General features: G+C 70.5%; 25 protein-coding genes. 7 read left to right on the top strand and 18 right to left on the bottom strand.

Annotated elements, in window-relative coordinates:
- Window positions 1–6: 6 nt before the first annotated feature.
- Together CITRIK5_RS03930 and CITRIK5_RS03925 are read left to right on the top strand one after the other, a co-directional pair.
- Window positions 7–465, top strand: a complete 459-nt coding sequence (locus tag CITRIK5_RS03930) for a SufE family protein (protein WP_070708839.1) — start codon at window positions 7–9, stop codon at window positions 463–465.
- Window positions 466–472: 7 nt separating this feature from the next.
- Entirely contained in the window at window positions 473–991 is a 519-nt protein-coding gene (locus tag CITRIK5_RS03925) for an aminoacyl-tRNA deacylase (RefSeq protein WP_069941367.1), read from the top strand.
- A gap of 25 nt (window positions 992–1,016) precedes the next feature.
- On the opposite strand, the gene pgsA is transcribed toward CITRIK5_RS03925, so the two are convergent.
- The 5 genes from pgsA to CITRIK5_RS03900 all read right to left on the bottom strand — a co-directional run bounded on the left by pgsA (window position 1,017) and on the right by CITRIK5_RS03900 (window position 8,454).
- Window positions 1,017–1,628: a phosphatidylinositol phosphate synthase gene (pgsA, locus tag CITRIK5_RS03920; RefSeq protein ID WP_123244431.1), complete on the bottom strand. Its 612-nt coding sequence runs from the start codon at window positions 1,626–1,628 to the stop codon at window positions 1,017–1,019.
- The gene (locus CITRIK5_RS03915) at window positions 1,628–2,308 is read right to left on the bottom strand and encodes an HIT domain-containing protein (RefSeq protein ID WP_070708841.1); all 681 of its coding nucleotides are present in this window, start codon (window positions 2,306–2,308) and stop codon (window positions 1,628–1,630) included. The genes pgsA and CITRIK5_RS03915 overlap by 1 nt, the downstream gene beginning before the upstream one ends.
- On the bottom strand, window positions 2,305–4,323 hold the full coding sequence (thrS, locus tag CITRIK5_RS03910) for a threonine--tRNA ligase (RefSeq protein WP_044659661.1): 2,019 nt from the start codon (window positions 4,321–4,323) through the stop codon (window positions 2,305–2,307). The genes CITRIK5_RS03915 and thrS overlap by 4 nt, the downstream gene beginning before the upstream one ends.
- A 109-nt stretch (window positions 4,324–4,432) precedes the next feature.
- Window positions 4,433–8,131 (bottom strand): DNA polymerase III subunit alpha, encoded by a 3,699-nt coding sequence (locus CITRIK5_RS03905; RefSeq protein ID WP_159833105.1) that lies wholly within the window; start codon window positions 8,129–8,131, stop codon window positions 4,433–4,435.
- Window positions 8,128–8,454 carry a DUF6504 family protein gene (locus CITRIK5_RS03900; RefSeq protein ID WP_036338972.1) on the bottom strand — a complete coding sequence of 109 codons (327 nt, stop codon included), beginning with the start codon at window positions 8,452–8,454 and terminating at the stop codon, window positions 8,128–8,130. The genes CITRIK5_RS03905 and CITRIK5_RS03900 overlap by 4 nt, the downstream gene beginning before the upstream one ends.
- Window positions 8,455–8,929: 475 nt before the next feature.
- Between CITRIK5_RS03900 and CITRIK5_RS03895 the strand changes: the two genes are divergently transcribed.
- Together CITRIK5_RS03895 and CITRIK5_RS03890 are read left to right on the top strand one after the other, a co-directional pair.
- On the top strand, window positions 8,930–9,673 hold the full coding sequence (locus CITRIK5_RS03895) for a DUF6318 family protein (protein ID WP_119217322.1): 744 nt from the start codon (window positions 8,930–8,932) through the stop codon (window positions 9,671–9,673).
- Between the two features lie 479 nt (window positions 9,674–10,152).
- Window positions 10,153–10,623: a PKD domain-containing protein gene (locus CITRIK5_RS03890; protein ID WP_004167595.1), complete on the top strand. Its 471-nt coding sequence runs from the start codon at window positions 10,153–10,155 to the stop codon at window positions 10,621–10,623.
- Window positions 10,624–10,691: 68 nt separating this feature from the next.
- On the opposite strand, the gene CITRIK5_RS03885 is transcribed toward CITRIK5_RS03890, so the two are convergent.
- The 4 genes from CITRIK5_RS03885 to CITRIK5_RS03870 all read right to left on the bottom strand — a co-directional run bounded on the left by CITRIK5_RS03885 (window position 10,692) and on the right by CITRIK5_RS03870 (window position 12,466).
- Complete coding sequence (locus tag CITRIK5_RS03885; protein WP_036381645.1) at window positions 10,692–10,937, bottom strand: hypothetical protein; 246 nt, start codon at window positions 10,935–10,937, stop codon at window positions 10,692–10,694.
- Window positions 10,934–11,293, bottom strand: a complete 360-nt coding sequence (locus tag CITRIK5_RS03880; RefSeq protein ID WP_020628069.1) for a hypothetical protein — start codon at window positions 11,291–11,293, stop codon at window positions 10,934–10,936. The genes CITRIK5_RS03885 and CITRIK5_RS03880 overlap by 4 nt, the downstream gene beginning before the upstream one ends.
- Window positions 11,294–11,385: 92 nt before the next feature.
- Entirely contained in the window at window positions 11,386–12,207 is an 822-nt protein-coding gene (locus tag CITRIK5_RS03875) for an SOS response-associated peptidase (protein WP_036381670.1), read from the bottom strand.
- Window position 12,208: 1 nt separating this feature from the next.
- Complete coding sequence (locus CITRIK5_RS03870; protein ID WP_036381642.1) at window positions 12,209–12,466, bottom strand: hypothetical protein; 258 nt, start codon at window positions 12,464–12,466, stop codon at window positions 12,209–12,211.
- Window positions 12,467–12,671: 205 nt separating this feature from the next.
- Here CITRIK5_RS03870 and CITRIK5_RS03865 point away from each other — a divergent pair, with 205 nt between their 5' ends.
- The 3 genes from CITRIK5_RS03865 to CITRIK5_RS03855 are packed head-to-tail and all read left to right on the top strand — an operon-like array spanning window position 12,672 to window position 15,075.
- Window positions 12,672–13,766: an S-(hydroxymethyl)mycothiol dehydrogenase gene (locus tag CITRIK5_RS03865; RefSeq protein WP_036381639.1), complete on the top strand. Its 1,095-nt coding sequence runs from the start codon at window positions 12,672–12,674 to the stop codon at window positions 13,764–13,766.
- Window positions 13,766–14,422: an MBL fold metallo-hydrolase gene (locus CITRIK5_RS03860; protein ID WP_004167600.1), complete on the top strand. Its 657-nt coding sequence runs from the start codon at window positions 13,766–13,768 to the stop codon at window positions 14,420–14,422. Before CITRIK5_RS03865 ends, CITRIK5_RS03860 begins: the two co-directional genes overlap by 1 nt.
- 32 nt (window positions 14,423–14,454) lie before the next feature.
- Window positions 14,455–15,075 (top strand): uridine kinase, encoded by a 621-nt coding sequence (locus CITRIK5_RS03855; protein WP_036338950.1) that lies wholly within the window; start codon window positions 14,455–14,457, stop codon window positions 15,073–15,075.
- 27 nt (window positions 15,076–15,102) lie between these two features.
- Here CITRIK5_RS03855 and CITRIK5_RS03850 read toward each other — a convergent pair whose 3' ends face one another.
- From CITRIK5_RS03850 to nrdH, 9 genes are all read right to left on the bottom strand, one after another.
- Window positions 15,103–15,873, bottom strand: coding sequence for a lipoyl protein ligase domain-containing protein (locus tag CITRIK5_RS03850; RefSeq protein ID WP_036381636.1), 771 nt, complete (start codon window positions 15,871–15,873; stop codon window positions 15,103–15,105).
- Complete coding sequence (locus CITRIK5_RS03845; protein WP_036381633.1) at window positions 15,870–16,736, bottom strand: thioesterase family protein; 867 nt, start codon at window positions 16,734–16,736, stop codon at window positions 15,870–15,872. The genes CITRIK5_RS03850 and CITRIK5_RS03845 overlap by 4 nt, the downstream gene beginning before the upstream one ends.
- Window positions 16,737–16,821: 85 nt before the next feature.
- A complete protein-coding gene (locus CITRIK5_RS03840) occupies window positions 16,822–17,499 on the bottom strand; it encodes a methionine ABC transporter permease (protein ID WP_036313181.1) in 678 nt (225 codons plus the stop codon).
- Window positions 17,496–18,590, bottom strand: coding sequence for a methionine ABC transporter ATP-binding protein (locus CITRIK5_RS03835; RefSeq protein ID WP_159833103.1), 1,095 nt, complete (start codon window positions 18,588–18,590; stop codon window positions 17,496–17,498). Before CITRIK5_RS03835 ends, CITRIK5_RS03840 begins: the two co-directional genes overlap by 4 nt.
- 3 nt (window positions 18,591–18,593) lie before the next feature.
- On the bottom strand, window positions 18,594–19,499 hold the full coding sequence (locus CITRIK5_RS03830) for a MetQ/NlpA family ABC transporter substrate-binding protein (protein WP_123244148.1): 906 nt from the start codon (window positions 19,497–19,499) through the stop codon (window positions 18,594–18,596).
- Window positions 19,500–20,006: 507 nt separating this feature from the next.
- Window positions 20,007–20,990: a class 1b ribonucleoside-diphosphate reductase subunit beta gene (gene nrdF, locus CITRIK5_RS03825; RefSeq protein WP_152743901.1), complete on the bottom strand. Its 984-nt coding sequence runs from the start codon at window positions 20,988–20,990 to the stop codon at window positions 20,007–20,009.
- A 249-nt stretch (window positions 20,991–21,239) separates the two neighbouring features.
- Entirely contained in the window at window positions 21,240–23,366 is a 2,127-nt protein-coding gene (nrdE, locus tag CITRIK5_RS03820; RefSeq protein WP_182488475.1) for a class 1b ribonucleoside-diphosphate reductase subunit alpha, read from the bottom strand.
- Window positions 23,367–23,413: 47 nt separating this feature from the next.
- Complete coding sequence (gene nrdI, locus CITRIK5_RS03815; RefSeq protein ID WP_004167610.1) at window positions 23,414–23,881, bottom strand: class Ib ribonucleoside-diphosphate reductase assembly flavoprotein NrdI; 468 nt, start codon at window positions 23,879–23,881, stop codon at window positions 23,414–23,416.
- An 11-nt stretch (window positions 23,882–23,892) separates the two neighbouring features.
- Window positions 23,893–24,138, bottom strand: coding sequence for a glutaredoxin-like protein NrdH (nrdH, locus tag CITRIK5_RS03810; protein WP_036313172.1), 246 nt, complete (start codon window positions 24,136–24,138; stop codon window positions 23,893–23,895).
- Window positions 24,139–24,405 lie beyond the last annotated feature (267 nt).

Genomic DNA, 24,405 nt, shown 5'->3' with positions numbered 1-24,405 from the left:
GACACCATGACCGAGAACCACGCCGTGCCCGCCGCCCTGGCCGAGATCATCGACGACTTCGCCGGGGTGCCCGATCCCGAGAAGCTCGAGCTGCTGCTGGAGTTCTCGGACGAGCTGCCGGCGCTGCCGGAACGCTACGACGGCCACGAGGCCGAGATGGAGCAGGTCGTGGAGTGTCAGACCCCGCTGTTCCTGGCCGTCGAGCTCGGGGGTGAGCCCGGCCCGCAGGCCCCGGTCCGCCTCTTCATCACCGCTCCCCCGGAGGCGCCCACCACGCGCGGCTTCGCCTCCGTGCTCACCCAGGGCCTGGACGGGCTGAGCGCCCTCGAGGTCCTGGACGTGCCCGAGGACATCCCCACCCGCCTCGGTCTGGCCAAGGCCCTCACCCCCCTGCGGCTGCGCGGCATGTCCGCCATGCTCGGCCGCATCAAGCGCAACGTGCGCGAGCAGGCCGGGATCGCCTGAGTCCGCCGTGGGCCAGCGCAAGAAGGATCGCGGCGCCCGGCACGGGGCGGCCACGCCGGCCGTCGCCGCACTCGAGGCCGCCGGGGTCCCGTACCGGCTGCACACCTTCGACGTGGCCCTCGACGCCGGCGGCGAGCGGTTCGGCGTCCAGGTCGCCCGGGCGCTCAGCGTGCCCGCCGACCGACTGTTCAAGACGCTGATGGTGGCGGACCCCGACGGCGCGCTCGCCGCATGCGTGGTGCCCGTGTCCGGTCAGCTGGACCTGCGGGCCGCCGCCGCGGTGCTGGGCGTCAAGCGGCTCGCCCTGGCCGATCTGGCGGTCGTCGAACGCCGGACCGGCTACGTGCGGGGCGGCGTCTCGCCCCTGGGCCAGCGCCGGCCCCACCCCGTCGTCCTGGACTCCTCCGCTCTCGACGCGGAGCTCATGTACGTCTCCGGCGGGCAACGCGGCCTGGATGTGGAGATCGCGCCCGCCGACCTCGTGCAGGTGACGGGCGCCGTCGTCGCGGAGATCGCGGCGGACTGACGGGCGGGTCCTGCGGCCGGGCCGGTCAGGCGTCGTCGCGCGCCTGGCGGCGCACCACAGCCATGCGCTGGCCGACGGTGACCAGGGAGGCTGCGGCGAGCAGCCCCAAGGTGACGGCCAGGACGACCGGGGGCAGACCGAGGCCGGTGAGGCCGGCGACCACGAGGGTGGCCACGAGCCGTTCGGCGCGCTCGGCGATGCCCACGTGCGCGTCCCAGCCGAGGGCCTCCGCCTTGGCACGCACGTAGGAGACGAGCATGCCCAGGGCGAGGCAGGCCCCGGAGAGCGCGCCGACCGCGGGTGCGGCGCCGACGCCGAAGCCCCACAGGCACAGCCCGAGGAACACGGCCGCGTCCTGCACGCGGTCCAGGGTGGAGTCGAGGAACGCGCCCCAGCGGCCGGTGGACCCGGCCTCGCGCGCCATGATCCCGTCCACCAGGTCCGAGAACACGAACGCGGTGATGAAGAGCGTGCCCCAGAACAGGTGCCCCAGGGGGAAGAGCACGAGCGCGCCCAGGCTCACGCCGAGTGTGCCGACGACCGTCACGGTGTCCGGACTGACCCCGGCCCGCAGGAGCGCACGGGCCACCGGGGTGAACAGGCGGGTGGTGACGCCGCGCGCGTGACGGTCCAGCATCAGGCGGAGTCTCCGGCCCCCGGGCGAGGATGCTCGGCCGCGGCACGGGCGTTGGCCGCCTGGCGCGCGGCGTGGTCCCGGGCGGCCCGGTCCCAGACGTCCGCGAGGATCTGCCGGGTCTCCCCCAGGGTCTGCGACATGTTCTTGGTCCGGGCGATGATCGGCAGGAAGTTGCCGTCGCCGGTCCACCGGGGCACCACGTGCTGGTGCAGATGGGCCGCGATCCCGGCGCCGGCCACCGCCCCCTGGTTCATGCCGAGGTTGTAGCCGGACGCGCCGGCGGCCTGGCCGAGGGCGAGCATCGCCGTCTGGGTCAGCTCCGCCATCTCGGCGGCCTCCTCCGTGGTGGTGTCCGTGTACAGGGGCACGTGGCGGTAGGGACAGACGAGCAGGTGGCCGGGGTTGTACGGGTACAGGTTCAGCACCACATAGGCGGTGCGGCCGCGGTGGACGATGAGGGAGTCCTCATCGTCGCGCTGCGGGGCCGCACAGAACGGGCAGGTGTGCTCGTCCTTGACCTGGCCCGTCCCCTTGGACACGTACGCCATGCGGTGGGCGTTCCAGAACCGCTCGAAGGCGTCCGGGGCGCCGGGCAGCTCGAAGCCGTCCGTGGCGGCGGCGTCCGCCGACGCGCGGGCCTGCGCCCGCGCGTCGGATCCGCCGGTGCCGGGGCTGGTCATGGGGTGACCTCGCGCTCGCGCACCGCCTTCACGATGCGTTCGATCGCCTCCTCCACCGGCACGCCGTTGTCCTGGGTGCCGTCGCGGAAGCGGAAGGACACGGCGTTCGCCTCCCTGTCCTCGCCGCCGGCGATCAGCACGAACGGCGCCTTCTCCTTGGCCGCGGTGCGGATCTTCTTCGGGAAGCGGTCCGAGGAGTCGTCCAGGCGCGCCCGGATCCCCTCGGCGCGCAGCTTCGCGACGACGTCGTCCAGGTAGTCGTTGAATGCCTCGGCCACCGGGATGGCCACGACCTGCTCCGGGGCGAGCCAGGCCGGGAACGCGCCGGCGTAGTGCTCGGTGAGGACGCCCAGGAAGCGCTCGATGGAGCCGAAGAGGGCGCGGTGGATCATCACGGGGCGCTGACGGGTGCCGTCGGCGGCCTGGTACTCGAGGTCGAAGCGCTCGGGTAGGTTGAAGTCCAGCTGGATGGTGGACATCTGCCAGGTGCGGCCGATGGCGTCCCGGGCCTGGACCGAGATCTTCGGGCCGTAGAACGCGGCGCCGCCCGGATCCGGGACGAGCTGCAGACCGGAGGCCTCCGCGACCTCGGCGAGGGTGCGGGTGGCCTCCTCCCAGATCTCGTCGGAGCCGACGAACTTCTCCGGGTCCTTCGTGGAGAGCTCGAGGTAGAAGTCGTTGAGGCCGTAGTCCTTGAGCAGGTCGAGAACGAAGTTGAGCGTGGTGGTCAGCTCCTCCTTCATCTGCTCGCGGGTGCAGTAGATGTGGGCGTCGTCCTGGGTCATGCCGCGCACGCGCGTGAGCCCGTGGACCACGCCGGACTTCTCGTACCGGTACACGGAGCCGAACTCGAACAGCCGCAGCGGCAGCTCACGGTAGGACCGGCCGCGGGAGCGGTAGATCAGGTTGTGCATGGGGCAGTTCATCGGCTTGAGGTAGTAGTTCTGCCCCTGGCGCGTGATCTCGCCGGTCTCGGGATCACGGACCTCGTCGATGTGCATGGGCGGGAACATGCCGTCCGCGTACCAGTCGAGGTGGCCGGACACCTCGTAGAGGTGCTGCTTGGTGATGTGCGGGGTGTAGACGAACTCGTAGCCGGCCTCGGTGTGGCGCCGACGGGAGTAGTCCTCCATCTCCTTGCGGATGATGCCGCCGCGCGGGTGGAACACGGGCAGGCCGGAGCCGAGCTCGTCCGGGAAGGAGAAGAGATCCAGCTCGGCGCCGAGCTTGCGGTGGTCGCGGCGCTCGGCCTCGGCGAGGCGCTCCTGGTAGGCCTTGAGGTCGTCCTTGCTGGCCCACGCGGTGCCGTAGATGCGCTGCAGCTGCTTGTTCTTCTCGTTGCCGAGCCAGTAGGCGGCGGCGGAGCGGGTGAGCGCGAAGCCGTTGCCGATGAGCTTGGTGGAGGGCAGGTGCGGGCCGCGGCAGAGGTCGCACCACACGGCGTCGCCGGTCTTGCGGTCCACGTTGTCGTAGATGGTGATCTCCCCGGCCCCGACCTCCACGGAGGCGCCCTCGCCGGCGGTGTCCGCGGCATCCTTCTTGCCGAGCAGCTCGAGCTTGTAGGGCTCGTCCGCCATCTCGGCGCGGGCGGTCTCCTCGTCCACGACGCGGCGGCGGAAGGTCTGGCCGGACTTCACGATCTTCTGCATGAGCGAGGAGATCTGCTTGAGGTCCTCGGGGGTGAAGGGCTCGTCGACGTCGAAGTCGAAGTAGAAGCCGTCCGTGATGTACGGGCCGATGCCGAGCTTGGCGCCCGGGCGCAGCTGCTGCACGGCCTGGGCCATCACGTGGGCGGTGGAGTGCCGCAGCACCTCGAGGCCCTCGGGCTCCGTGATGTCCACCGCTTCGACGGACGCGCCGGCGGGGATCTCCCGGGCCAGGTCCCAGAGCAGGCCGTCCACCCGCATGACGGCGGTGGTCGGCTTCTCGCGGAAGAGGTCGAGGCCGGTGGTGCCGTGCGTCACCTCCCGCAGCTCTCCGTCCACGGTCAGCAGGATGTTCTTCGGCTCCGACACGGTGCTCCTTCGAGGTCTGGCTTCGGGATCGGTGGCGTACGGGGGCCACCGTCGGCCGCGTCCCATTCTAGGGGTGCGGCCGGACGGCGGGGCACGGAGGCGGACGGTCTCATCTGTCCGGGGTGGGCAGCAGCTCCCACGTCTCCGGGTGGGGCACCGGGATCGGGGGGTGCTCCGGCGCGGGCCGACCCGGTGCCGTGCGGCCGGGGCGGGCCCCGCCGGCCGGCCCGACGTCGGTGCGCACCTTCACGGGCCAGCCGCCCGTGCCGTGGTGCGGGATGTCCGGCAGGGGCTGCGCTCCGGTGCCCGCCCGGCCGCTGCGGCGCGCGGCGGCGGCTCGGCGGTCCGCCGCGAGCCAGTCCCGCCACTGCTGCCGGGTGGCGTCCAGGTAGTCGGGGTCCGGGAGCGTCTCGGGCCGGTGCAGGTCCCAGGCGCGCACGGCCTGGACGGACACGGCCCGGTCGCCGGTGCGCCGGACGGTGCCCTCGATCAGCAGGAGGCGGGCGGAGAAGAGCATCTCCCCGGAGGCGTGCTGGGCCTCGGTGAAGAAGGAGGCGTCCACGCAGCCGGTGCCGTCGTCCACGGAGAGGAACACCACCCGCTTGCCGCTGCGCATGGGCGGGGTCTGGGTGGCCACGCGCACCCCGGCCACGAGCACCCGGGACTGCGTGCGCAGCCCGAGCAGGTCCTTCGCCCGGGTGACGCCGAGCGCGTCCAGGTACGGGGCGTGGGAGTCCATGAGGTGGGCGGTGACGTCCAGGGCGGTGAGCTCCAGCTCGGTGCGGACCCGGGCGGCCGGGCCCGGGTCAGGGAAGAGCGGGGCGAGGGCGGTGAGCTCGGTGTCCGGCAGGTCCAGGGCCAGCTGGCCCTCCACCTGCCGCGGACGGGCGGACCGCGAGCGCGGGGCGGTGCGGCCGGGGGCGGTGCCGCGGGTGGTGGAGTGCTGGAGTTCGAGGTGGTGGACGAGGTCGGTGCGGGAGGCGCCGCCGGGTGGGAGGAGGCAGTCGAGGGCGCCGAGCTGGGCGAGGCGTTCGAGGTTGCGGGCGGTGGGGCGGGCGCGGTCGCGGACGTCGGCGAGGGAGCGGTAGGGGCGGCCGGCGTCGAGGCGGTCGGTCTCGGCTTCGCTGAGTCCGGAGAGGCTGGTGAGGGGCAGGCGGATGCCCCAGCGGCCGGGGGCGCCGTCGTCGACCTCGGGGTGGGCGGGGACCCACTCGACGTGGACGTGGCGCGAGGAGGCGTTGACGTCCACGGGCAGGACGGGGATGCCCATGCGGCGGGCCTCGGCGACCATGAGGCGGGCGGGGTACATGCCGGGGTCGTGTTCGAGGATGGCGGCCATGAAGGCGGCGGGGTGGTGGGTCTTGAGCCAGGCGGAGTGGTAGGTGGGGACGGCGAAGGCGGCGCCGTGGGCCTTGCAGAAGCCGAAGGAGCCGAAGGCGGAGAGGGTGGCCCAGACCTCGTCGATGACTTCGAGGGAGTAGCCGCGGGCGAGGGCGCCGGTGCGGAAGGCCTCTTCGACGAGGTGTTCCTGCGGGCCGCCGAGGAGGCGGCGGTGCTCGTCGGCGCGGGCCAGTCCGCAGCCGGTCATGACGTCCATGGTGCGTAGGACCTGTTCGTGGAAGACGGTGACCCCGTGGGTCTCGGCGAGGACGGGCCGCAGGTCGGGGTGCGGGTAGTGGGCGGGTGCCCAGCCGTGCCGCTGTTCGAGGAAGGGCCGGACCATGTCGGACTGCATGGGGCCGGGGCGGAAGAGGGAGATGTCCACGGTGAGGTCGTTGAACTCGCGGGGGGCGAGTTTGCCGACGAGTTCGCGCTGGCCCGGGGACTCGATCTGGAAGCAGCCGAGGGTGTGGGTGGTGCGGATCATCGCATAGGTGGCGTCGTCGTCCAGGGGCACCTGTTCGAGGTCGATGCGCTCGCCCGTGGTGCGTTCGACCTCGGCGATCGTGTAGGCGATGGCGGACTGCATGCGCACGCCGAGGATGTCGAGCTTGAGGAAGCCCATGGGGTCCATGTCGTGCTTGTCGAACTGGCTCATGGGCAGGCCCATGCCGGAGGGCTGGACGGGGGTGCGGTGCAGCAGGGCGGCGTCGCCGAGGATGACGCCGCAGGGGTGCATGGAGATGTGGCGGGGCAGGCGGTCGAGGCGTTCGGTGAGGTCGACGAGCAGGTCCAGCTGGCGGTCGCCCTCGGCGCGGCCGGACTCGATGCGGCGGGAGAGGCCGCCGAGTTCGGGCATGCGCTGGAGGGCCTCGCGGAAGTTCGAGGCGGAGAAGCGCCAGAGCTGCTTGGCGATGGCGTCCACCTCGGGTTCGGGCATGCCGAGGGCGAGGCCGGCGTCGCGGACGGCGCCGCGGGCCCGGTAGGCGTTCTGCATGCTCATGAGGGTGGTGCGCTCGGCGCCGAAGCGCTCGACGACGGCATGGTAGATCTCGTGGCGGCGGGCGGACTCCACGTCGATGTCGATGTCCGGGAGGGTGGAGCGGTCGGTGGAGAGGAAGCGCTCCATGATCAGGCCGTTGGCCATGGGGTCGACATGGGAGATCCGCAGGGCGTGGTTGACGAGGGAGGAGGCGCCGGAGCCGCGGGCGGCCACGCGGATGCCCATGCCCTCGATGAGGTCGACGACGGCGGCCACGGTGAGGAAGTAGGAGGAGAAGCCGAGTCGGGTGATGATGCCGAGCTCGTGTTCGGCGCGGTCCTGCAGGTCCCGGGCCGCCTGGCTGGTGCCGGGGAGGCCTCCCCCGGTGTGGAGGTGGGGGTAGCGGGCGAGGAGGCCGGTGCGGGTGCGCTCGCGCAGCACGTGCTCCGGGGGGCCGTCGATGCCGATGACGGCGGCCTCGGGGACGCGGGGCACGCCCCAGCCGAGGTCGGTCTCGGGGTCGAGCGCGCAGGCCTCGGCGAGGCGGCGGGTGGCCTCGAGCAGGGGGGCAGGGCGGTCGTCGGCGGCGGCGGCGACCTCGTGGGCGATGCGGTGCATGGCGGCGGTGGACTTGAGCCAGCCCTGCCCGTTGGGTTGCAGGTCGTGGAGGGCGTCGAGGGAGCTGAGGGCACGGACGGCGTCGAGGACGTCCGCGGTGGCGGCACCGTCCGGGGCCGCGTAGCGCACGGCGTTGGTCAGGACGGCGGGGATGCGGGCCTGGCGGGCGGCGCGGAGGGTCTTCACGGCGTGCCCGGTGTCGAGGCGGCGGCCGGGGGCGGAGAGGTGGGTGACGACGTCGGCGTGGGGGCTGCCTGCGGGCAGGGCCGCCTTCCAGCGGTGCAGGGCGGCGAGGCCGGCCGCGTACCGGCGGCGGGCCAGGTGGCGGCCGACGTCCGAGTCCGGGCCGAGGAGGACGAACAGCTCGGGGGTGGACGGGTTGTCCCGGTTGGCGGCGGTGGGGACTCGGCCGGCCGCCGCGGCGGCGAGCTCGGCGACGCTGGCCCAGGGGCTGCCGCCTGCCGCTCCCCCGGTGGTGCGGGCGTGGGCGGCGGAGACGAGCTCGCACAGGGAGCGGTAGCCGGAGCCGTGGCAGCCTCCTCGGGCGAGCACGACCACGCGGCCGGCGTTCTCGTCCTCGCTCCACCGGACGGCCAGGTCCACGCCCACGATCGGGGTGATGCCGTGGCGCAGGCAGGCGCCCACGTGCTTGGCCATGCCGTAGAGCCCGTCCCGGTCGGTGCAGGCCAGCAGGTCCATGTCCGCGGCCGCGGCGGCGGCCACGAGGTCCTCGGGCCAGCTGACCCCATGGTGGGCGCTGAACGCGGAGGCGACGTGCAGGTGGGCGAAGGGTGCGGCGGTGCGTCCGGCCGCGGCGGCCTGGCTCATGCCGACCGCCTCAGGTCCTGGGCGTGCTCGTGGACGCGCACGAGCCGCCACCGGCCGGAGTCCAGGTGGTGGGCGACGTCGAGGGTCTGCAGGGGCGCGGCGCCGGCCCGGGCCAGGCGGACCTGCAGCCGCCACATCTCGTGGTCGACGAGACCGGCGCCGCGGCCCTTCTCCGCGCGGACCTCCTCCGCCCACCAGCGGCGCCGCTCGAACCAGCGCACGGGGCGCTCTGCGAGGACGTAGTCCCGCCCGTTCCAGCGCAGCCCCTGCGGGGTGCCGTCTGCCCCGCACTCCACCGCCACCGACTGTGTGAGGACTCCCATTCTGCTTCTCTCCCTGTGCACTGCTGACCGGACCGACGACGGGGTGCCGTCGGGCGATGGGAGCGCGGCCCGTCCGGCGGACCGGACGCGGGGAAGAAGTGGGAAGGTGGGGCCGCACCCCCGATCGTACTCGAACATGTGTTCGAATGCGATGAGTGCGAAGGTAGGGTGGCCGCCGGACACGTTAAGGACGCATCGCCCCGAGACGAGCGAGGCCGGGAACGCCCTTTTCGTGAGACCGGCTGGCCGAGTCCTGGCCGGGGACCTCGAATCCGACCCTGGAGCGCACATGCACGAGAAAATCGTCTCTTGGGCCGGAAGAAGTGCGTCGGCACGGCCCTGTGGACAATGCGAGCAGGACCACAATCCGTCTGCGTATACTCCGAACCAACCGGGCCTCGCATGCCACGGGCACCGCGCTGCGGGATCAGCGCGGGAGGCGCGGACACACGACGGACGTCCAGTTGGAGGGGAAATGTCTCTCACCGCACCCGGGCGCGCCCTGCGCCGCCACCGATTCGCCCAGGCCGGCACGCTCAGCGTGGCCTTGGCGCTCGCACTGACCGCCTGCGGCGGGCAGTCCGAGCCCGCCGAGTCGTCGACGACGTCGCCCTCGTCCGCCAAGCCCGCCGTCGAGACGTCCGCGCCCGCGAGCACGAGCGAGACCGCGAGCACGAGCGAGACCGCGGGCGTCAGCTCATCCCCCATGGCCACGGAGAGCGGGTCCGGCGAATACGTGCCCGCGTCTGCCGACGGTCCCGCTCAGAACGTGCCCAAGCCGGAGATGCCCGCCGCCATGAAGGAAGAGACCAAGGAGGGCGCCGAGGCGGCGATTCGCTATTTCTGGGACGTGCACTACTACGCCGAGCAGACCGGAGACACGGAACTCCTCGACTCTCTCTACAGCGAGTATTGCGAGTTCTGCCAGTTCAGCTCGAACGACCTGCAAATGATCTACAAAGACGGGGGGTGGTACACCGGCACTGAGGTACAGATCGATTCGATTCTGACTCATCGATCCGAAACCGGGTATGTCTCGACACTCCTTGTCACTACGGGCACAGGAACGGGATACACCAAGGGCGGGGTTGTTCCCGAGAACGGAGATGTTGAAGCGGCCTCCAAGCAGCCTTGGATCGCGGAGGTCTCGTTTAACCCCGAATCTTCACACTGGATTGTTGATGAGATGTCATATGAAGGTTCGATCGGATCTAACTGATGGGGCGCACCTGGATTGTATTAGTGGCATTATTGATCAGCCTCCTATTCGTGCCTACCACTGCCGCCGCCACCCCTTCACACGCACGAGACATCGAGTCGTGCACTTCTTCGAAGAGCCACTACTCAATAAATAAAAAGGGCATTGCGGCGAATAAGAGATGCTCAGATAGACACTCAGCAACCTCGAGTTCAGTTGTTGCAACTGATTACTCAGCGACCGCCGCCCGCCCGGACCCACACCTAGAGCACAAAACGGTCAGTGCATGCTTCTCGGGGCAGCTGGGCAATCCGGATTTCGAGAGTTGTCGAGAGCAAGAGGCGAACTTCTGCCCCGAGGGTTCGTGGATCCGGGCGCAGACCGTAGACACTCGTCAGCCTGATGCTAATCCCGCCTATGGCGCCCCTAAATGTTGGACGGCCAAGGCCTCCAGCAACGGCGCCCCGCCCGTCTCCATCGACGAGGTCCGCACGCTCCTCGTGCTGGAGCCTGAGATCCGGTCGGACAATGGCGGACGCGGGATCCGCAATGCGGAGACCAACTTCTACGCAGACGCCGAGACACGCACGCTCGTCACCACCCTCAACGGGGTCGAGGTCGAACTCCGCGCCACGCCGGTGAGCTTCCACTGGGACTACGGGGACGGCTCCCCCACCAAGACCACCTCGGTCGCAGGCCAGAGCCAGCCGGAGTTCAACGTCCCCACCCCCACGAGCCACGTGTACGAGGACACCGGGCAGTACACGGTCCGCCTCACCACCGTCTACATCGGCGAATACCGGGAGGCCGGGGGCGAGTGGGTGCTCATCCCGGGCACCATCAGCCTCGACTCGGCCCCTGTCACCGCGAATATCTGGCGCACCATCACCCGCAATGTCGCCGATGACTGCAGCGTCGACTCCTCAGCCTGGGGCTGCACCGGCCCCATCGAATCCGCTCCGGCCGGCTGAGCACAGACCGCGGGGCGGCCGACGGTCTCCCGTCCACCGCCCCGCGGCCCCCTCGTCGGCCGGGTGTGTCAGACCCGGCGCACCCGCCCCCGGGCCATGAGCACGAGTCCCGCGCCGAGGGCCGCGAGCGCTCCGAGCGCGCCCGCCGGAACCTCACGCCCGGTCTCGACCGTGTCCGGGGTCGTGTGGGCGTCCTCCCCCGCCGGCACGTTCAGGGCCCGGGGCTTCTGCCCATCCGCGAGCGACTCCACGAGTGCGAAGACGTCGGACCGCTCCGCGTCCTGGGTGATAATGACGTCCTCACTCCTGGTCACCCCGTCCAGCGACCAGTCGCGAACGAGGCGGTCGTCGGTCGGGTATGTCGCGTCGGCGAGGTAGTGAAACCCGGTGAAAATTCCAACGCGGTGTCGCGCCAGAGGGTGCCCCAGCGCGGACCCCACGAGAGTTCCGCGACCGACGCGTCGTCGCCCTGGCGCTTGGACCACAATGGCAGCTCCACGCCCGGCTCGGCGTACTTCAGCGCGAGGACCCGCTCGGGGTAGTCCCCAAACACGGGGTCGGCCCGGCTGTGCTCGCCCCACGCGTAGACGAGCCCGGCAGAGGGGCCTCTGTTGCCCTCCGGAATGCCGGCGGTCTCGTCGTCGAGGGCGGCCACCGGGGTGCCGCCCACGGACAGGGTGAACAGGAGATGACCGTCTCCGGCCTCACCGCGGCACCGCGCTTCCGCGTCTCACGGGCAGGTCATCCCCGTCGCCCCGTCTCTCAGAGCAGCGTTCCCTGCTGCTCTCTCATCTCCTGGATCAGTTCTGGCCCGTTGTTCCGGACGTTCCCCACGGCGCTCCCCACGGGCCGCAGCGACCAGCCCGCCGCGACGTCGTACGCGCCGGCGCACACCTGGCCCACGAGGGCGTCGGCTTCTTCGGCAGACCCGAGCGTGTCCGGAGCGAGCCACCGGTCCATCGTCTCGGCATCCATGGGCACGGGCAGCCGGTCGTGCAGCTGGCCGAGCGCGGCGAGCACCGGATCGTCGTCGTCCGCGTCGGGCGCGGCCATGGTGAGGATCGTCGTCGAGAGGACCCAGGCGTCCTCCCCCGCGGCCTTGGCCTCGGGGTCCTGCCACCACTCGTACAGGCCGGCGAACCAGATGACCGGCCCCTCGCCGTCCCCGGCCCCGGCCGGGTGCACGTAGTAGGGCTGCTTCTTCGCGGCCCGCCCGTCGGGACCCTTGGCGCCAGGCTCCGGCGTCTTCCACTCGTAGTAGCCCTCCACCGGCACGGCGCAGCGTCGAGCGCGGACGGCGGCCCGGAACGTCGGCTTGGAGGCCACGGTCTCCGAGCGCGCGTTGAACGCACGGGACCCCACGGACAGCTCCTTCGCCCACGGCGGCACCAGGCCCCAGCGCGCCACGTGGATCCGCCGGGTCACTCCGGCGCCGACGTCGTCCGCATGCGCCACGAGGATCGGCACCTCGGCTGTCGGCGCCACGTTCCAGCTCTGGCGCAGCACCAGCTCCTCATTCGTCTCGGCATCGCCCAGGGCCACCAGGTCGCTCGTGGCGCGGGCCATCACGTAGCGGCCGCACACGTCAGCGGTCCCTCCCGTCCCGGCCACGATCGACATACATCCACGCGATGCCGAGGGCGAAGCCCATCATCGCGCAGCCGAGCACAGTGCCCCAGGGACTCTCGGTGCCCAGTCCGAACACCACTCCCAGGCCGACGCCGATCAGCAGCCCCACCAGCAGGATGCGCCACTGAGCGAGCGTGCCGGCACCGGCCGGAGCCCCGGCTGGAGCCTCCGGAGCCTCGTACGCCTCGTCCTCGTCTCTGCCATGTCCTGCCACGGTTCGCCCCTCCGTTCACATCGGTGTTGCGGGTCAGGTTGCAGTCTCCCCCGGCCGCCATGGTGACGCCATACACCAGGCCCCCCGGCTGCTCACCGATGCGTCGCACAGGGTCCTGTGATGGGATGGGCAGAACGAGCCCGCCCGCCGCGCCGCCTCACGCATGCGCGGCCTCGGGCAGATCCCCACCACCAGGAGGAACAACGTGTCCCAGAAGGTCCGCGGCGTCGTCGCCATGGCGAAGGACGCCCCCGTCACCATCGAGACCATCGTCATCCCCGATCCGGGACCCGGCGAGGCCGTCGTCGACATCAAGACCTGCGGCGTCTGCCACACGGATCTGCACTACCAGCAGGGCGGGATCGGCGACGAGTACCCGTACCTGCTCGGCCACGAGGCCACGGGTGTGGTCTCCGCGATCGGCGAGGGCGTCGACCACGTCCAGGTCGGCGACACCGTGATCCTCAACTGGCGCGCCGTGTGCGGCGAGTGCCGCGCGTGCCGCAAGGGCGAGCCGAAGTACTGCTTCAACACCCACAACGCGACCCAGAAGATGACCCTGGAGGACGGCACGGAGTTGTCCCCGGCCCTGGGCATCGGGGCGTTCGCGGACAAGACGCTCGTCCACGCCAAGCAGTGCACCCAGGTCGACGGCGTCGACACGCCCGAGGAACAGGCCGCGGTCGGCCTGCTCGGCTGCGGGATCATGGCCGGCATCGGCGCGGCCATCAACACCGGCGAGGTCAAGCGCGGCGAGTCCGTGGCCGTGATCGGCTGCGGCGGCGTCGGCGTGGCCTCGATCGCCGGGGCGAAGCTCGCCGGCGCCACCACGATCATCGCGGTGGACATCGACGCCAAGAAGCTCGCCAAGGCCAAGGAGCTCGGCGCCACCCACACCGTGAACTCGAAGGACGAGGACCCCGTGGAGGCCATCCGCGCGGCGACCGGCGGCTTCGGCGCCGACGTGGTCATCGATGCGGTCGGCCGCCCGGAGACCTACGAGCAGGCGTTCTACGCCCGGGACCTGGCCGGCCGCGTCGTCCTGGTGGGCGTGCCCACCCCCGGCATGGAACTGAAGCTGCCCCTGCCGGAGGTGTTCGGCCGCGGCGGCGCGCTGAAGTCCTCGTGGTACGGCGACTGCCTGCCGGAGCGCGACTTCCCCATGCTCGTGGACCAGTACCGCCTGGGCCGCCTGCCGCTGGACGAGTTCGTCACGGAGACCATCGCCCTGGACGAGGTGAACGAGGCCTTCGAGACGATGAAGTCCGGCGACGTCCTGCGCTCGGTGGTGGTGCTCTGATGGCGCGCATCGATCACCTGGTCACCTCCGGCACGTTCTCCCTGGACGGGGAGACGTTCGACGTGGACAACAACGTGTGGATCGTCGGCGGCGCGGAGCAGTGCGTCGTCATCGACCCGGCCCATGACGCCTCGGCCGTCTGGAAGAAGGTGAACGGCCGCCAGGTGCTGGCCATCGTCCTCACCCACGGCCACGACGACCACATCCGCCAGGTCCAGGAGTTCCGCCAGATGGTGGACGCCCCCGTGCTGCTCCACCCCGCAGACCGCATGCTCTGGGACGACGTCTTCCCCGACGAGGAGCCCGACGGCGCGCTCGCCGAGGGCGACGTCCTGCGCGTGGCCGGCGTCGAGCTGCGGGTGCTGCACACCCCCGGCCACTCCCCCGGCTCGGTCTGCCTGTACGCCCCCGCGCTGGGCGAGGCCGGCGACGACGGCGCCCCGACCGGCGTCGTGTTCTCCGGCGACACCCTGTTCCAGGGCGGGCCCGGCGCCACCGGCCGCTCGTACTCGGACTTCGACACGATCATCGAGTCCATCCGCGAGCGCCTGTTCCCGCTGCCGGAGGCCACCGTGGTCCACACCGGCCACGGCGACTCCACCACAATCGGCACGGAGAAGCCGCACCTGCAGGAGTGGATCGACCGCGGCCACTGAGGACGCGCCGAGGTGGGGAAGAATGGTCCCCCGTGACCATCCTCCCCGCCTCGCCCCCTCCCTCCGTGATCCTGCTCGGCGGCGCGTCGGGCTCCGGCAAGTCCTACCTGGCCCGGCGGCACGGCCGGCCCCACCTCTCGCTCGATGCGTTCTACCGTCCGCAGTCCGACGACGGCGCCGCGGGCGGGCCCGGCCCCGTGTTCCCGCGCACCCCCTACGGTGAGATCGACTGGGACCACCCCGGAACGTGGGATGAGCAGGCGGCCGTGGACGCCGTCGTCGAACTGCTCGAGGAGGGCGCCACGCGCGTGCCCGACTACGACATCTCCACGTCCTCCGTCCGCGGGCACAGCACCGTCGCGCTCGAGCCGGGCGGGGTGATCGTGGCGGAGGGCATCTTCGCCGAGCGCATGCCCGCCGCCCTGGACCGGGCCGGAGTCCGCTACGCGGCCTGGTACATCGACCAGGCGCGGACCACGACGGCGGCCCGCCGGTTCGTGCGCGATGTCGCCGAACGCCGCAAGCCGGTGCCGTTCCTCGTGCAGCGGGGCTGGTCCCTGTACCGGACGGACGCGGCGCGCCGGGCGGCGGCCGTGGCGGCCGGCTTCACCCCGCGACGCAAGCGGGAGATCATCGCGGATCTCACGGCCTGACGGCCCGCCCGCAGCCAGTCCGTGCCCTCAGCCGGAGGTGCGCGCGCCGAGGACGGCGAGCTGCTCGGCCACGACCTCGATCCCGGCGGCGGCCGCCCACGCCGTGTACTCCTCCCGCAGGGCCGCGGCGAACGCGGGAACGCTCACCCCGGGACGCACGTCCTCGGCCGCGCCCGCCGTGCGGGGGTCCATGTCCAGGCCGAGCTCCCGGTAGACGTCGACGAGCACGGCCCGCAGCGGAGCGGGGTCGGACACCACCACGTGGGTGGAGAACAGGAACGCCCCCTTCACCACGCGCTGCGCGGAGCCGGCCAGCTTCACCGGGTACGTCGGCGCAGGACCCTGCACGGAGAACTCGCCCGGGCAGTACTCCCCCGGGATCTCGCCCACGGAGGCGGGCACGTCCATGCGCGCGAACGCCCGCACGAACAGGTCGGCGAACTCGGCGAACCGGGCCTGCTGGGTGAGTGCCGCGTCCTCCTGCTGGCTCAGGTGGTCCACCACCAGGCAGCCGTGATGGTAGGCCGCCGCCCTCCCGCCGGCCCGGCGCACCGCCGGCGCGAAGCCGTGGGCCCGGGCCGCCGCAGCCGCGGCCGCGAAACCGGGCAGCCGCGCGTCGCGCTGGCCGAACGCGACCGTCGGTTCGGGCACGTAGACGCGGATCAGATCGTCGAGGGCCCTTCCCTCGGCCGCGGCGGCGCGGAAGACGGCCAGCTCGCCCATGGCCCAGTCGAGGTCTTCGACGGCCCCGAGGGTCCGCTCCTGCACAGCCCAGCGCAGCCGGGGAGCTGCACTCACAGGCCGCCCTCGACCGGCCAGGAGCGCAGGGTGAGGGTCTGCTCGACGTGGGCGAAGGGGCCGTCGTCGTCGTGGAGGACGGTGCTGGTCAGGCCCACGCCGTCCGGGCCCACCGTGACCTGCCCCGCGAGGCCGAGCCAGTGGCCGGTGGGCTCGCGGTACAGGTGGATCTGCAGGTCCACGTTGGGGAAGAACCACCCGCCCGGCTTCGCCGGCAGGGCCGGGGCGATCCCGTTGGCTGCGTCGGTGAGGCTGATCAGGCGCACCAGGTCGCTCGTGCTCTCCCCCGCCACCATCTCGCGGTCCGTGGTGAGCCACACCCGGCCGTGGCCCGGCCCGTGGCCGGGCAGGATGACGCCGTCGAGGGAGGCGATGTACCCGCCTCCCCATCCGTGGAGCGCGTTGTGCGACTGCGCCTGCGAGCGCGGCGGGAGGGGCTCGTCCGGCAGCTGGGCGACGGCGGAGGTGTCCGAGGTGGACAGCAGCCAGGCCCGCAGGGTCAGCACGGTGCGGCCCCGGGCGTGGAGCACGGACTCGACGAGCTCGATGGTCCGGCCCGGACGCAGGGTGCGCGTGACCACCTCGAGCTCGCCCGACCAGAGCGTGCCCAGGATGTCGTAGGAGAGCCGTCCCACCCGCAGCCCGGGAGTGGTCTCGTGCGCGGCGACCTCGTGCAGCAGCAGGCCCGAGACGGCGGCCATGTGCATCTCCTCTTCCCGCCATGCGCCCTGGGCGTGCACGGTGGAGCGCACGCGGGAGGTGCGGACGCCGTCGGCGTCCACGGTGGGCTCGCCGAGGCGGACGTAGAAGGCCAGGGGATCGTCGGCGACGGAGGTCGCGGGGGTGGAGGTGATGTCGGTCATGGGCCGAAGTCTGCCAGAACGACGACGGCCGGTGACGTCCCCGCGGGGATGTCACCGGCCGTCGTCGTGCGGACCGAGCCGGGGTTCAGCGGCGCATGACCTTGCGGGCGATGCCGTTGCCGATCAGCTGCAGCGCCTGGACGAACACGATCACCACGATCACGGCCAGCCAGGTGACCTCCGGACGGAACCGGTTGTAGCCCTCCACGATGGCGAAGTTGCCGACGCCGCCGCCGCCGATGATGCCCGCCATCGCGGACATGTCCACGAGCGAGATGATCACGAACGTGAAGCCGAGGATCAGCGGGCCGAGGGCCTCGGGCAGCACCACGGCGCGCACGATCCGCATGCGGGAGGCGCCCATCGCGCGGGCGGCCTCGATCACGCCGGGGTCCAGCGAGACGAGGTTCTGCTCCACGATGCGGGCGATGCCGAACGTGGACGCCCAGATCATGCAGAACACCACGGCGGTGTTGCCGATGCCGGTGCCGAGCACCGCGATGGTCAGCGGCTGCAGGGCGGCGATGAGGATGACGAACGGGATGGGCCGGATGAGGTTCACGATGAAGTTCGTGACCAGGTAGACGGCACGGTTGGCGAAGATGCCGCCCGGGCGCGTGGTGTAGAGGACGAGCCCGACCAGCAGGCCGAGGATGCCGCCGAGGATGAAGGACCAGCCGACCATGTAGAGGGTGTCCCCCACGGCGGTCATCAGCTCGGGGCCGTAGTACCCCCAGTCGAGGTTCTGGAATCGGTCGATCACTGGTGCACCTCCTGCACGTCTCCGGCGCCGGCCAGGTCCGCGACAAACGCGTCCACCGCGGCGGCCTCGCCCGTGAGCGCCACGGTGAGCAGGCCGTACGCGGAGTCCTTGGTGGCGGACATGCCGCCGTGGACGATCTCGAAGCCCACGCCGCGCGTCGATGCGGTGCCGAGCACCGCCGAGACCGCGGCGGAGTCCTTGAGCGAGACCATGATCAGCCGACCCTCGGTGCGCGCCCGGATGCGGGCCACCTCCTCGGCATTCGGCCGGTCCTTGAGCGCCGTGGCCACGAAGGACGCGGCGTCGGCGGAGTGGGCGGGCCGAGAGAAGAGGTCGTAGACCTTGCCGGACTCCACCACGCGGCCGGTGTCCATCACGGCGACGCGGTCGGCGATCGAGCGGATGACCTCCATCTCGTGGGTGATGGCCACGATCGTGACCCCGAGCTCCTCGTTGACGCGGCGCAGCACGGAGAGCACCTCGTGCGTCGTCGAGGGATCCAGGGCGCTGGTGGCCTCGTCCGCGAGCAGGATCTCCGGCTCGGCGGCCAGGGCGCGGGCGATGCCGACGCGCTGCTTCTGGCCGCCCGAGAGCTGCTCCGGGTAGTGCTTGGCCTTGTCCGCCAGGCCGACGAACTCGAGCAGCTCCGCCACGCGAGCGCGGCGCTTGGAGCGTGGCCAGCCGGCCGTGTCCAGGGCGAACTCGATGTTCCCGGCCACCGTGCGGGAGGTCAGCAGGTTGAACTGCTGGAACACCATGCCGATGCGGGTGCGCAGCGGACGCAGCTTCGCCTCGGACAGGTGGGAGACCTGCTGGCCCAGCACCGTGACGGTGCCCGACGTCGGCTTCTCCAGCCCGTTGATCATGCGGATCAGGGTGGACTTGCCGGCGCCGGAGAAGCCGATCACGCCGAAGACCTCGCCGCGTCGCACGGAGAGCGAGACGTCGTCCACGGCCGTGACGCCGCGGCCCTTCTTGGCGGCGTAGACGCGGCTGACGTGGTCGAAGACGATGACCGGCTCCCCCGGGGCGCCCTCAGAGTGGCGCCCCGGGGTGACCGCGTCACGGTCGGACGTATGGGAACCTGCCATGGATCAGGCGTCCTGCTTCGCGATCGCGTCCTGGTACTGCTTCAGGGTCTCGTCGATCTGGGCGGCGTCGAGCTGCACCGGCACGCTCGTGTCGGAGGAGAGCTTCGCGGACTCGTCCAGCACGGCCTGCTCGTGGTACAGGGCCGCGACCTTCTTGTAGGTCTCGTTCTCGCGGTCCGCGCGGCGCACGGCGAAGCCGTTGACGAACGGCTTGGCGGAGTCGGCCTGGGGGTCGTCCTTGAACAGGGCGGTGTTCGTGTCGATGCCGGCGTCGGCCGAGAACGTGTTGTTGATGACCGCGCCCTGCACGGACTCGAGCGCGTTCACGGTCTGCTGCGCGGCCACGGGCTGCACCGTCACGGTGGAGGCGGCCTCGTCGATGTCGCGGACCTCCGGGCGGATGGTCTCGTTGGACAGCTTCAACAGGCCGGCGGCGACGAGCACGTTGATGGCGCGGGCCTGGTTCACGGTGTCGTTCGGGATGGCGACGGTGTCGCCCTTCTTGAACTCGGAGACGTCTTTGTACTTCTTGGAGTACAGGGGCAGCGGGATGATCTCGGTGGTCCCGATCAGCGTCAGGTCCTTGCCGGAGGCCTGGTTGTAGTCGGCCAGGTAGGCGATGTGCTGGAACCAGTTCATGTCGATGTCGCCGTTGTCCAGCGCCGGGTTCGGCTGCGTGTACTCGGTGAAGTTGCGGATCTCGACGTCGATGCCGTGCTTCTCCTTGGCGAGCTTCACCAGGGCGCGGTGCGTCTCGTTCTCGGACACGACGCCGATGCGCACGGTCTGGGCGCCGTCGTCGCCCTTCTTCTCGGCCTGCGAGTTGCAGGCGGTCAGGGCGAACGCGCCGACGGCGGCCAAGGACAGGCCGGCGAAGGAGCGGCGGGAGATGTTCGAGGGGGTCGTCATGGGGTTCTCCTTGGAGGACGGTGCGACGTCGCCGGCGCGGGTGGGCACGGCGGGTGCGGAACGGTGCGGGGTGGGCCGTGCGGTGGGTGATTCCCCGCGGGGCACAGCACGGCGGGCGGGGGGCGAGAGACGCCCCGAGCCGGAGGCCGGGATCCTTTCGAACGCTGCTCTTGCCCGTCCCCCAGTCACCGCGGGCTCCCCTCGAGGGGTCTGCACGCAGCGGAGGCGGGCCGCTTCTCGGTCCGTTGCCACCCGTGAACATGGGGTTGGCGAGCGGCTCGTCGTGGGACCACGTGGACCCGCCGAGGCGGGGTCCACAGCCGCTTCTCCTGAAGCTGGGCCCAAGCCTATCGCAGCGTGTGCGCTCCATCGGGCAGGGCGGTGACGCGCAGCGTCATACTGCGGGGCCCGGGGCCGACGTGTGATGCCCCCGCGAGACGACGACGGCCGGGCGCCTCCGCGGGGAGGCGACCGGCCGTCGTCGGGACGGGGCTCAGGCGGACGGGATCAGAAGTCCCAGTCCTCGTCCTCGGTGTTCTCGGCCTTGCCGATCACGTAGGAGGAGCCGGAGCCGGAGAAGAAGTCGTGGTTCTCGTCCGAGTTCGGGGAGAGCGCGGAGAGGATGGCGGGGTTCACGTTCGTGGTCTCGGCCGGGAACATGGGCTCGTAGCCCAGGTTCATCAGCGCCTTGTTCGCGTTGTAGTGCAGGAACTTCTTCACGTCCTCGGCCAGACCGACGGCGTCGTAGAGGTCATGGGTGTACTCGACCTCGTTCTCGTACAGCTCGAACAGCAGCTCGAAGGTGAACGCCTTGAGCTCCTCCCGCTTCTCCTCCGGCAGGGTCTCGATGCTCCGCTGGTACTTGTAGCCGATGTAGTACCCGTGCACCGCCTCGTCGCGGATGATCAGGCGGATCAGGTCGGCGGTGTTGGTGAGGCGGGCGTGCCCGGAGAGGTACATGGGCCAGTAGAAGCCCGAGTAGAAGAGGAAGGACTCGAGCAGGGTGGAGGCGATCTTCTTCTTGTACGGGTCCTGGCCGTCATAGCGCTCCACGATCAGGCGGGCCTTGGCCTGCAGGTTCCGGTTCTCACGGGACCAGCGGAACGCCTCGTCGATCTCCGGGGTGGAGGCCAGCGTGGAGAAGATCGAGGAGTACGACTTCGCGTGCACCGACTCCATGAACGCGATGTTCGTGAGGACGGCCTCCTCGTGCGGGGTCATGGCGTCCGGGATGAGGGAGACGGCGCCCACGGTGCCCTGGATCGTGTCCAGCAGGGTCAGGCCCGTGAACACGCGCATGGAGAGCAGCCGCTCCTCATCCGTGAGGTGGGACCAGGACTGGACGTCGTTGGACAGCGGCACCTTCTCCGGCAGCCAGAAGTTGTTGACGAGGCGGTTCCACACCTCCACGTCCTTCTCGTCCTGAATGCGGTTCCAGTTGATCGCCTCGACGAGGTGGGACTGCTGGGTCTCGGTCACGGCAGGGCACATCCTTCAGAAGAATTCGTTGAGAATCCGCGGATTCCGGGGGCTCTCGAGAGCACGGTCAGCGGGGCGCGGGTCCGGGACAGTCTAGGCCCGCAGGGGCAGCGGCAGCCACTCGGGCAGGTCCGGGCTCACGACGTCGTGGGCCCGCCCCGCCCGGCCAGGCGCGCCGCTCCACTTCGCGGCGGGAAATCGAGCGCACCTGCGCTCAGAAGCGCGGAATACGCCGGATTTCCCGCCTCGAAGGGCTGGCTGTCAGAGCATGCAGCTGACGCAGCCCTCGACCTCGGTGCCCTCCAGCGCGAGCTGGCGCAGGCGGATGTAGTAGATCGTCTTGATGCCCTTCGTCCACGCGTAGATCTGCGCGCGGTTCAGGTCACGGGTGGTGGCCGTGTCCTTGAAGAACAGCGTCAGGGACAGGCCCTGGTCCACGTGCTGCGTCGCCGCGGCGTACGTGTCGATGATCTTCTCGTAGCCGATCTCGTACGCGTCCTCGTAGTACTCGAGGTTCTCGTTGGTGAGGTACGGCGCCGGGTAGTACACGCGGCCGAGCTTGCCCTCCTTGCGGATCTCGATCTTCGAGGCCACCGGGTGGATCGAGGAGGTCGAGTTGTTGATGTAGGAGATCGAGCCCGTCGGCGGGACGGCCTGCAGGTTGCGGTTGAAGATGCCGTGCTCCATGACGGAGGCCTTCAGCTCACGCCAGTCGTCCTGCGTGGGCAGGGCGATGCCGGCCTCGGCGAACAGCTCGGCGACGCGCTCGGTGGCGGGCGCCCACTCCTGGTCCGTGTACTTGTCGAAGAACTCCCCCGAGGCGTACTTCGAGTCCTCGAACCCGCCGAACCGCTGGCCGGTCTCGATGGCGATCCGGTTCGAGGCCCGCAGCGCGTGGAACAGCACCGCGTAGAAGTACATGTTCGTGAAGTCGATGCCCTCCTCCGAGCCGTAGTGGACGCGCTCGCGCGCCAGGTAGCCGTGGAGGTTCATCTGCCCCAGGCCGATGGCGTGGGAGGCCGCGTTGCCCTTGGCGATGGACGGCACCGACTGGATGTCGGACATGACCGACACGGCCGTCAGCGCACGGATCGCGGTCTCCACGGACCGGCCGAAGTCCGGCGAGTCCATGGTCTTGGCGATGTTCATCGAGCCGAGGTTGCAGGAGATGTCCTGGCCCACGTGGGCGTAGCTCAGGTCCTCGTTGTACTCGGAGGCCTCGGAGACCTGCAGGATCTCGGAGCACAGGTTGGACATGGTGATGCGGCCCTTGATCGGGTTCGCGGCGTTCACGGTGTCCTCGAACACGACGTACGGGTAGCCGGACTCGAACTGGATCTCGGCGATGGTCTGGAAGAACTCACGCGCGCTGATCTTGGTCTTCTTGATCCGCGCGTCGTCGACCATCTCGTAGTACTTCTCGGTCACGGAGATCTCGGAGAACGGCACCCCGTAGACGCGCTCGACGTCGTACGGCGAGAACAGGTACATGTCCTCGTTCTTCTTCGCCAGCTGGAACGTGATGTCCGGGATCACGACGCCGAGGGAGAGGGTCTTGATGCGGATCTTCTCGTCCGCGTTCTCGCGCTTGGTGTCGAGGAAGCGGTGGATGTCCGGGTGGTGCGCGTTGAGGTACACCGCGCCGGCGCCCTGGCGCGCGCCGAGCTGGTTGGCGTAGGAGAAGGAGTCCTCGAGGAGCTTCATCACGGGGATGACGCCGGAGGACTGGTTCTCGATCTGCTTGATGGGCGCGCCGTGCTCGCGGATGTTGGTCAGCGAGAGGGCCACGCCGCCGCCGCGCTTGGACAGCTGCAGGGCGGAGTTGATGCCGCGGGCGATCGACTCCATGTTGTCCTCGATGCGCAGCAGGAAGCAGGAGACGAGCTCACCGCGCTGCTTCTTGCCCGAGTTGAGGAACGTGGGGGTGGCCGGCTGGAAGCGGCCGGCGATCATCTCGTCCACCAGGTGGGTGGCCAGCTCCTGGTCGCCCCGGGCCAGGTGGAGGGCGACGACGGCGACGCGGTCCTCGTAGCGCTCGAGGTAGCGCTTGCCGTCGAAGGTCTTCAGGGCGTACGAGGTGTAGAACTTGAACGCGCCGAGGAAGGTCGGGAAGCGGAACTTGGCCTTGTAGGCACGATCGAACAGGCCCCGGATGAACTCGAAGGGGTACTGCTCGAACGTCTCGGTCTCGTAGTAGTCGTTCTTCTGCAGGTAGTCGAGCTTCTCCTCCAGGTCGTGGAAGAACACCGTGTTGGTGTTGACGTGCTGCAGGAAGTACTGGCGCGCGGCCGCGTGGTCGGCCTCGAACTGGATGCGACCGTCGGCGCCGTAGAGGTTCAGCATGGCGTTGAGCTCGTGGTAGCCGAGGTTCTGCCACTCGGCGGGCATGTTCTTCGCCTGGCGGATGAGGTCCGCCTCGGTGGGTGCGGTGGTGGTCATGTCCACAGTCCTTCCAGGCCGCCGCGGACGCGTTCGACGTCGTCGGGCGTGCCCATCAGCTCGAATTTGTACATGAGGGGCACCTGGCACTTGCGGGAGATGATGTAGCCGGCCAGGCAGTAGCCCTCATGGAAGTTGGTGTTCCCGGACGCGATCACACCCCGAATCCAGTGACGGTTCTCCGGGACGTTGAGGAACTTGATCACCTGCTTCGGGACCGCGCCCGGCCCGCTGCCCCCGCCGTAGGTGGGGGTCATCAGGACGTACGGGGCGGTGGCCCCGAGGGTGGGCTCCCGGGTGATCAACGGCAGTCGAGCCACCCGGTCCTCGGGCAGCTCGAGCTTCTCGACGAAGCGGTGCGTGTAGTTGGAGGCGGAGGAGAAGTAGATCAGTCCCGCGTCGGTGGGGACGAGCCCCTGCGCCTCGGCCGAGCGGATGTGGCTCGGGTCCGCGGCGACGGTCATGTCGACTCCGGTCAGGCCACCGATGCCGCGGCGGACTCGGCGAGCTCGGCGATCTTGTCCGGGCGGAAGCCGGACCAGGAGTCGGTCTCGGTGACGACGACGGGGGCCTGCATGAAGCCGAGGGCACGGACGCGCTCGAGGGCGGCGGGGTCCTGGGACATGTCCACGACCTCGTAGGCGATGCCCTTCTTGTCCAGTGCACGGTAGGTGGCGTTGCACTGCACGCAGGCCGGCTTGGTGTACACGGTGACGGTCATGGCGATCCCTGTTCCTTCGTGGTCTCTGGTGGTCTGCGGGTGTCGGCGCGGCGCCCGCGAGGTGAATCACGGGGCGTGCCGAACATCTGCGTCGATACTACATCTAGTGATCACAGCCGGGAACCATCCCTACATGTAGTAGTCACACCGCTGTAGTTACGTATCCCCACCCTCTGCCCATCCTGTCCACACCCTGCTGTGCGAGACGATCCGCGCGGACATGCGGGACACGCCGGGACCGAGGTCGACTGTCCACAGCCGGTGGAG

Origin of the sequence: Micrococcus sp. 116 (assembly GCF_902506395.1) — a bacterium.
GTDB lineage: Bacteria > Actinomycetota > Actinomycetes > Actinomycetales > Micrococcaceae > Micrococcus > Micrococcus luteus.
Note: the sequence above shows the minus strand (reverse complement) of the source record. Positions and strands in the feature narration are given on the sequence as shown.

Excerpts from the sequence above, each read along its gene's own strand:
- CITRIK5_RS03930 (WP_070708839.1), top strand. The coding sequence starts at position 7 with ATGACCGAGAACCACGCCGTGCCCGCCGCCCTGGCCGAGATCATCGAC.
- pgsA (WP_123244431.1), bottom strand. The coding sequence starts at position 1,628 with ATGCTGGACCGTCACGCGCGCGGCGTCACCACCCGCCTGTTCACCCCG.
- CITRIK5_RS03915 (WP_070708841.1), bottom strand. The coding sequence starts at position 2,308 with ATGACCAGCCCCGGCACCGGCGGATCCGACGCGCGGGCGCAGGCCCGC.
- CITRIK5_RS03905 (WP_159833105.1), bottom strand. The coding sequence starts at position 8,131 with ATGAGCCAGGCCGCCGCGGCCGGACGCACCGCCGCACCCTTCGCCCAC.
- CITRIK5_RS03900 (WP_036338972.1), bottom strand. The coding sequence starts at position 8,454 with ATGGGAGTCCTCACACAGTCGGTGGCGGTGGAGTGCGGGGCAGACGGC.
- CITRIK5_RS03895 (WP_119217322.1), top strand. The coding sequence starts at position 8,930 with ATGTCTCTCACCGCACCCGGGCGCGCCCTGCGCCGCCACCGATTCGCC.
- CITRIK5_RS03860 (WP_004167600.1), top strand. The coding sequence starts at position 13,766 with ATGGCGCGCATCGATCACCTGGTCACCTCCGGCACGTTCTCCCTGGAC.
- CITRIK5_RS03845 (WP_036381633.1), bottom strand. The coding sequence starts at position 16,736 with ATGACCGACATCACCTCCACCCCCGCGACCTCCGTCGCCGACGATCCC.
- CITRIK5_RS03835 (WP_159833103.1), bottom strand. The coding sequence starts at position 18,590 with ATGGCAGGTTCCCATACGTCCGACCGTGACGCGGTCACCCCGGGGCGC.
- CITRIK5_RS03830 (WP_123244148.1), bottom strand. The coding sequence starts at position 19,499 with ATGACGACCCCCTCGAACATCTCCCGCCGCTCCTTCGCCGGCCTGTCC.
- nrdF (WP_152743901.1), bottom strand. The coding sequence starts at position 20,990 with ATGTGCCCTGCCGTGACCGAGACCCAGCAGTCCCACCTCGTCGAGGCG.
- nrdE (WP_182488475.1), bottom strand. The coding sequence starts at position 23,366 with ATGCCCGCCGAGTGGCAGAACCTCGGCTACCACGAGCTCAACGCCATG.
- nrdI (WP_004167610.1), bottom strand. The coding sequence starts at position 23,881 with ATGACCGTCGCCGCGGACCCGAGCCACATCCGCTCGGCCGAGGCGCAG.
- nrdH (WP_036313172.1), bottom strand. The coding sequence starts at position 24,138 with ATGACCGTCACCGTGTACACCAAGCCGGCCTGCGTGCAGTGCAACGCC.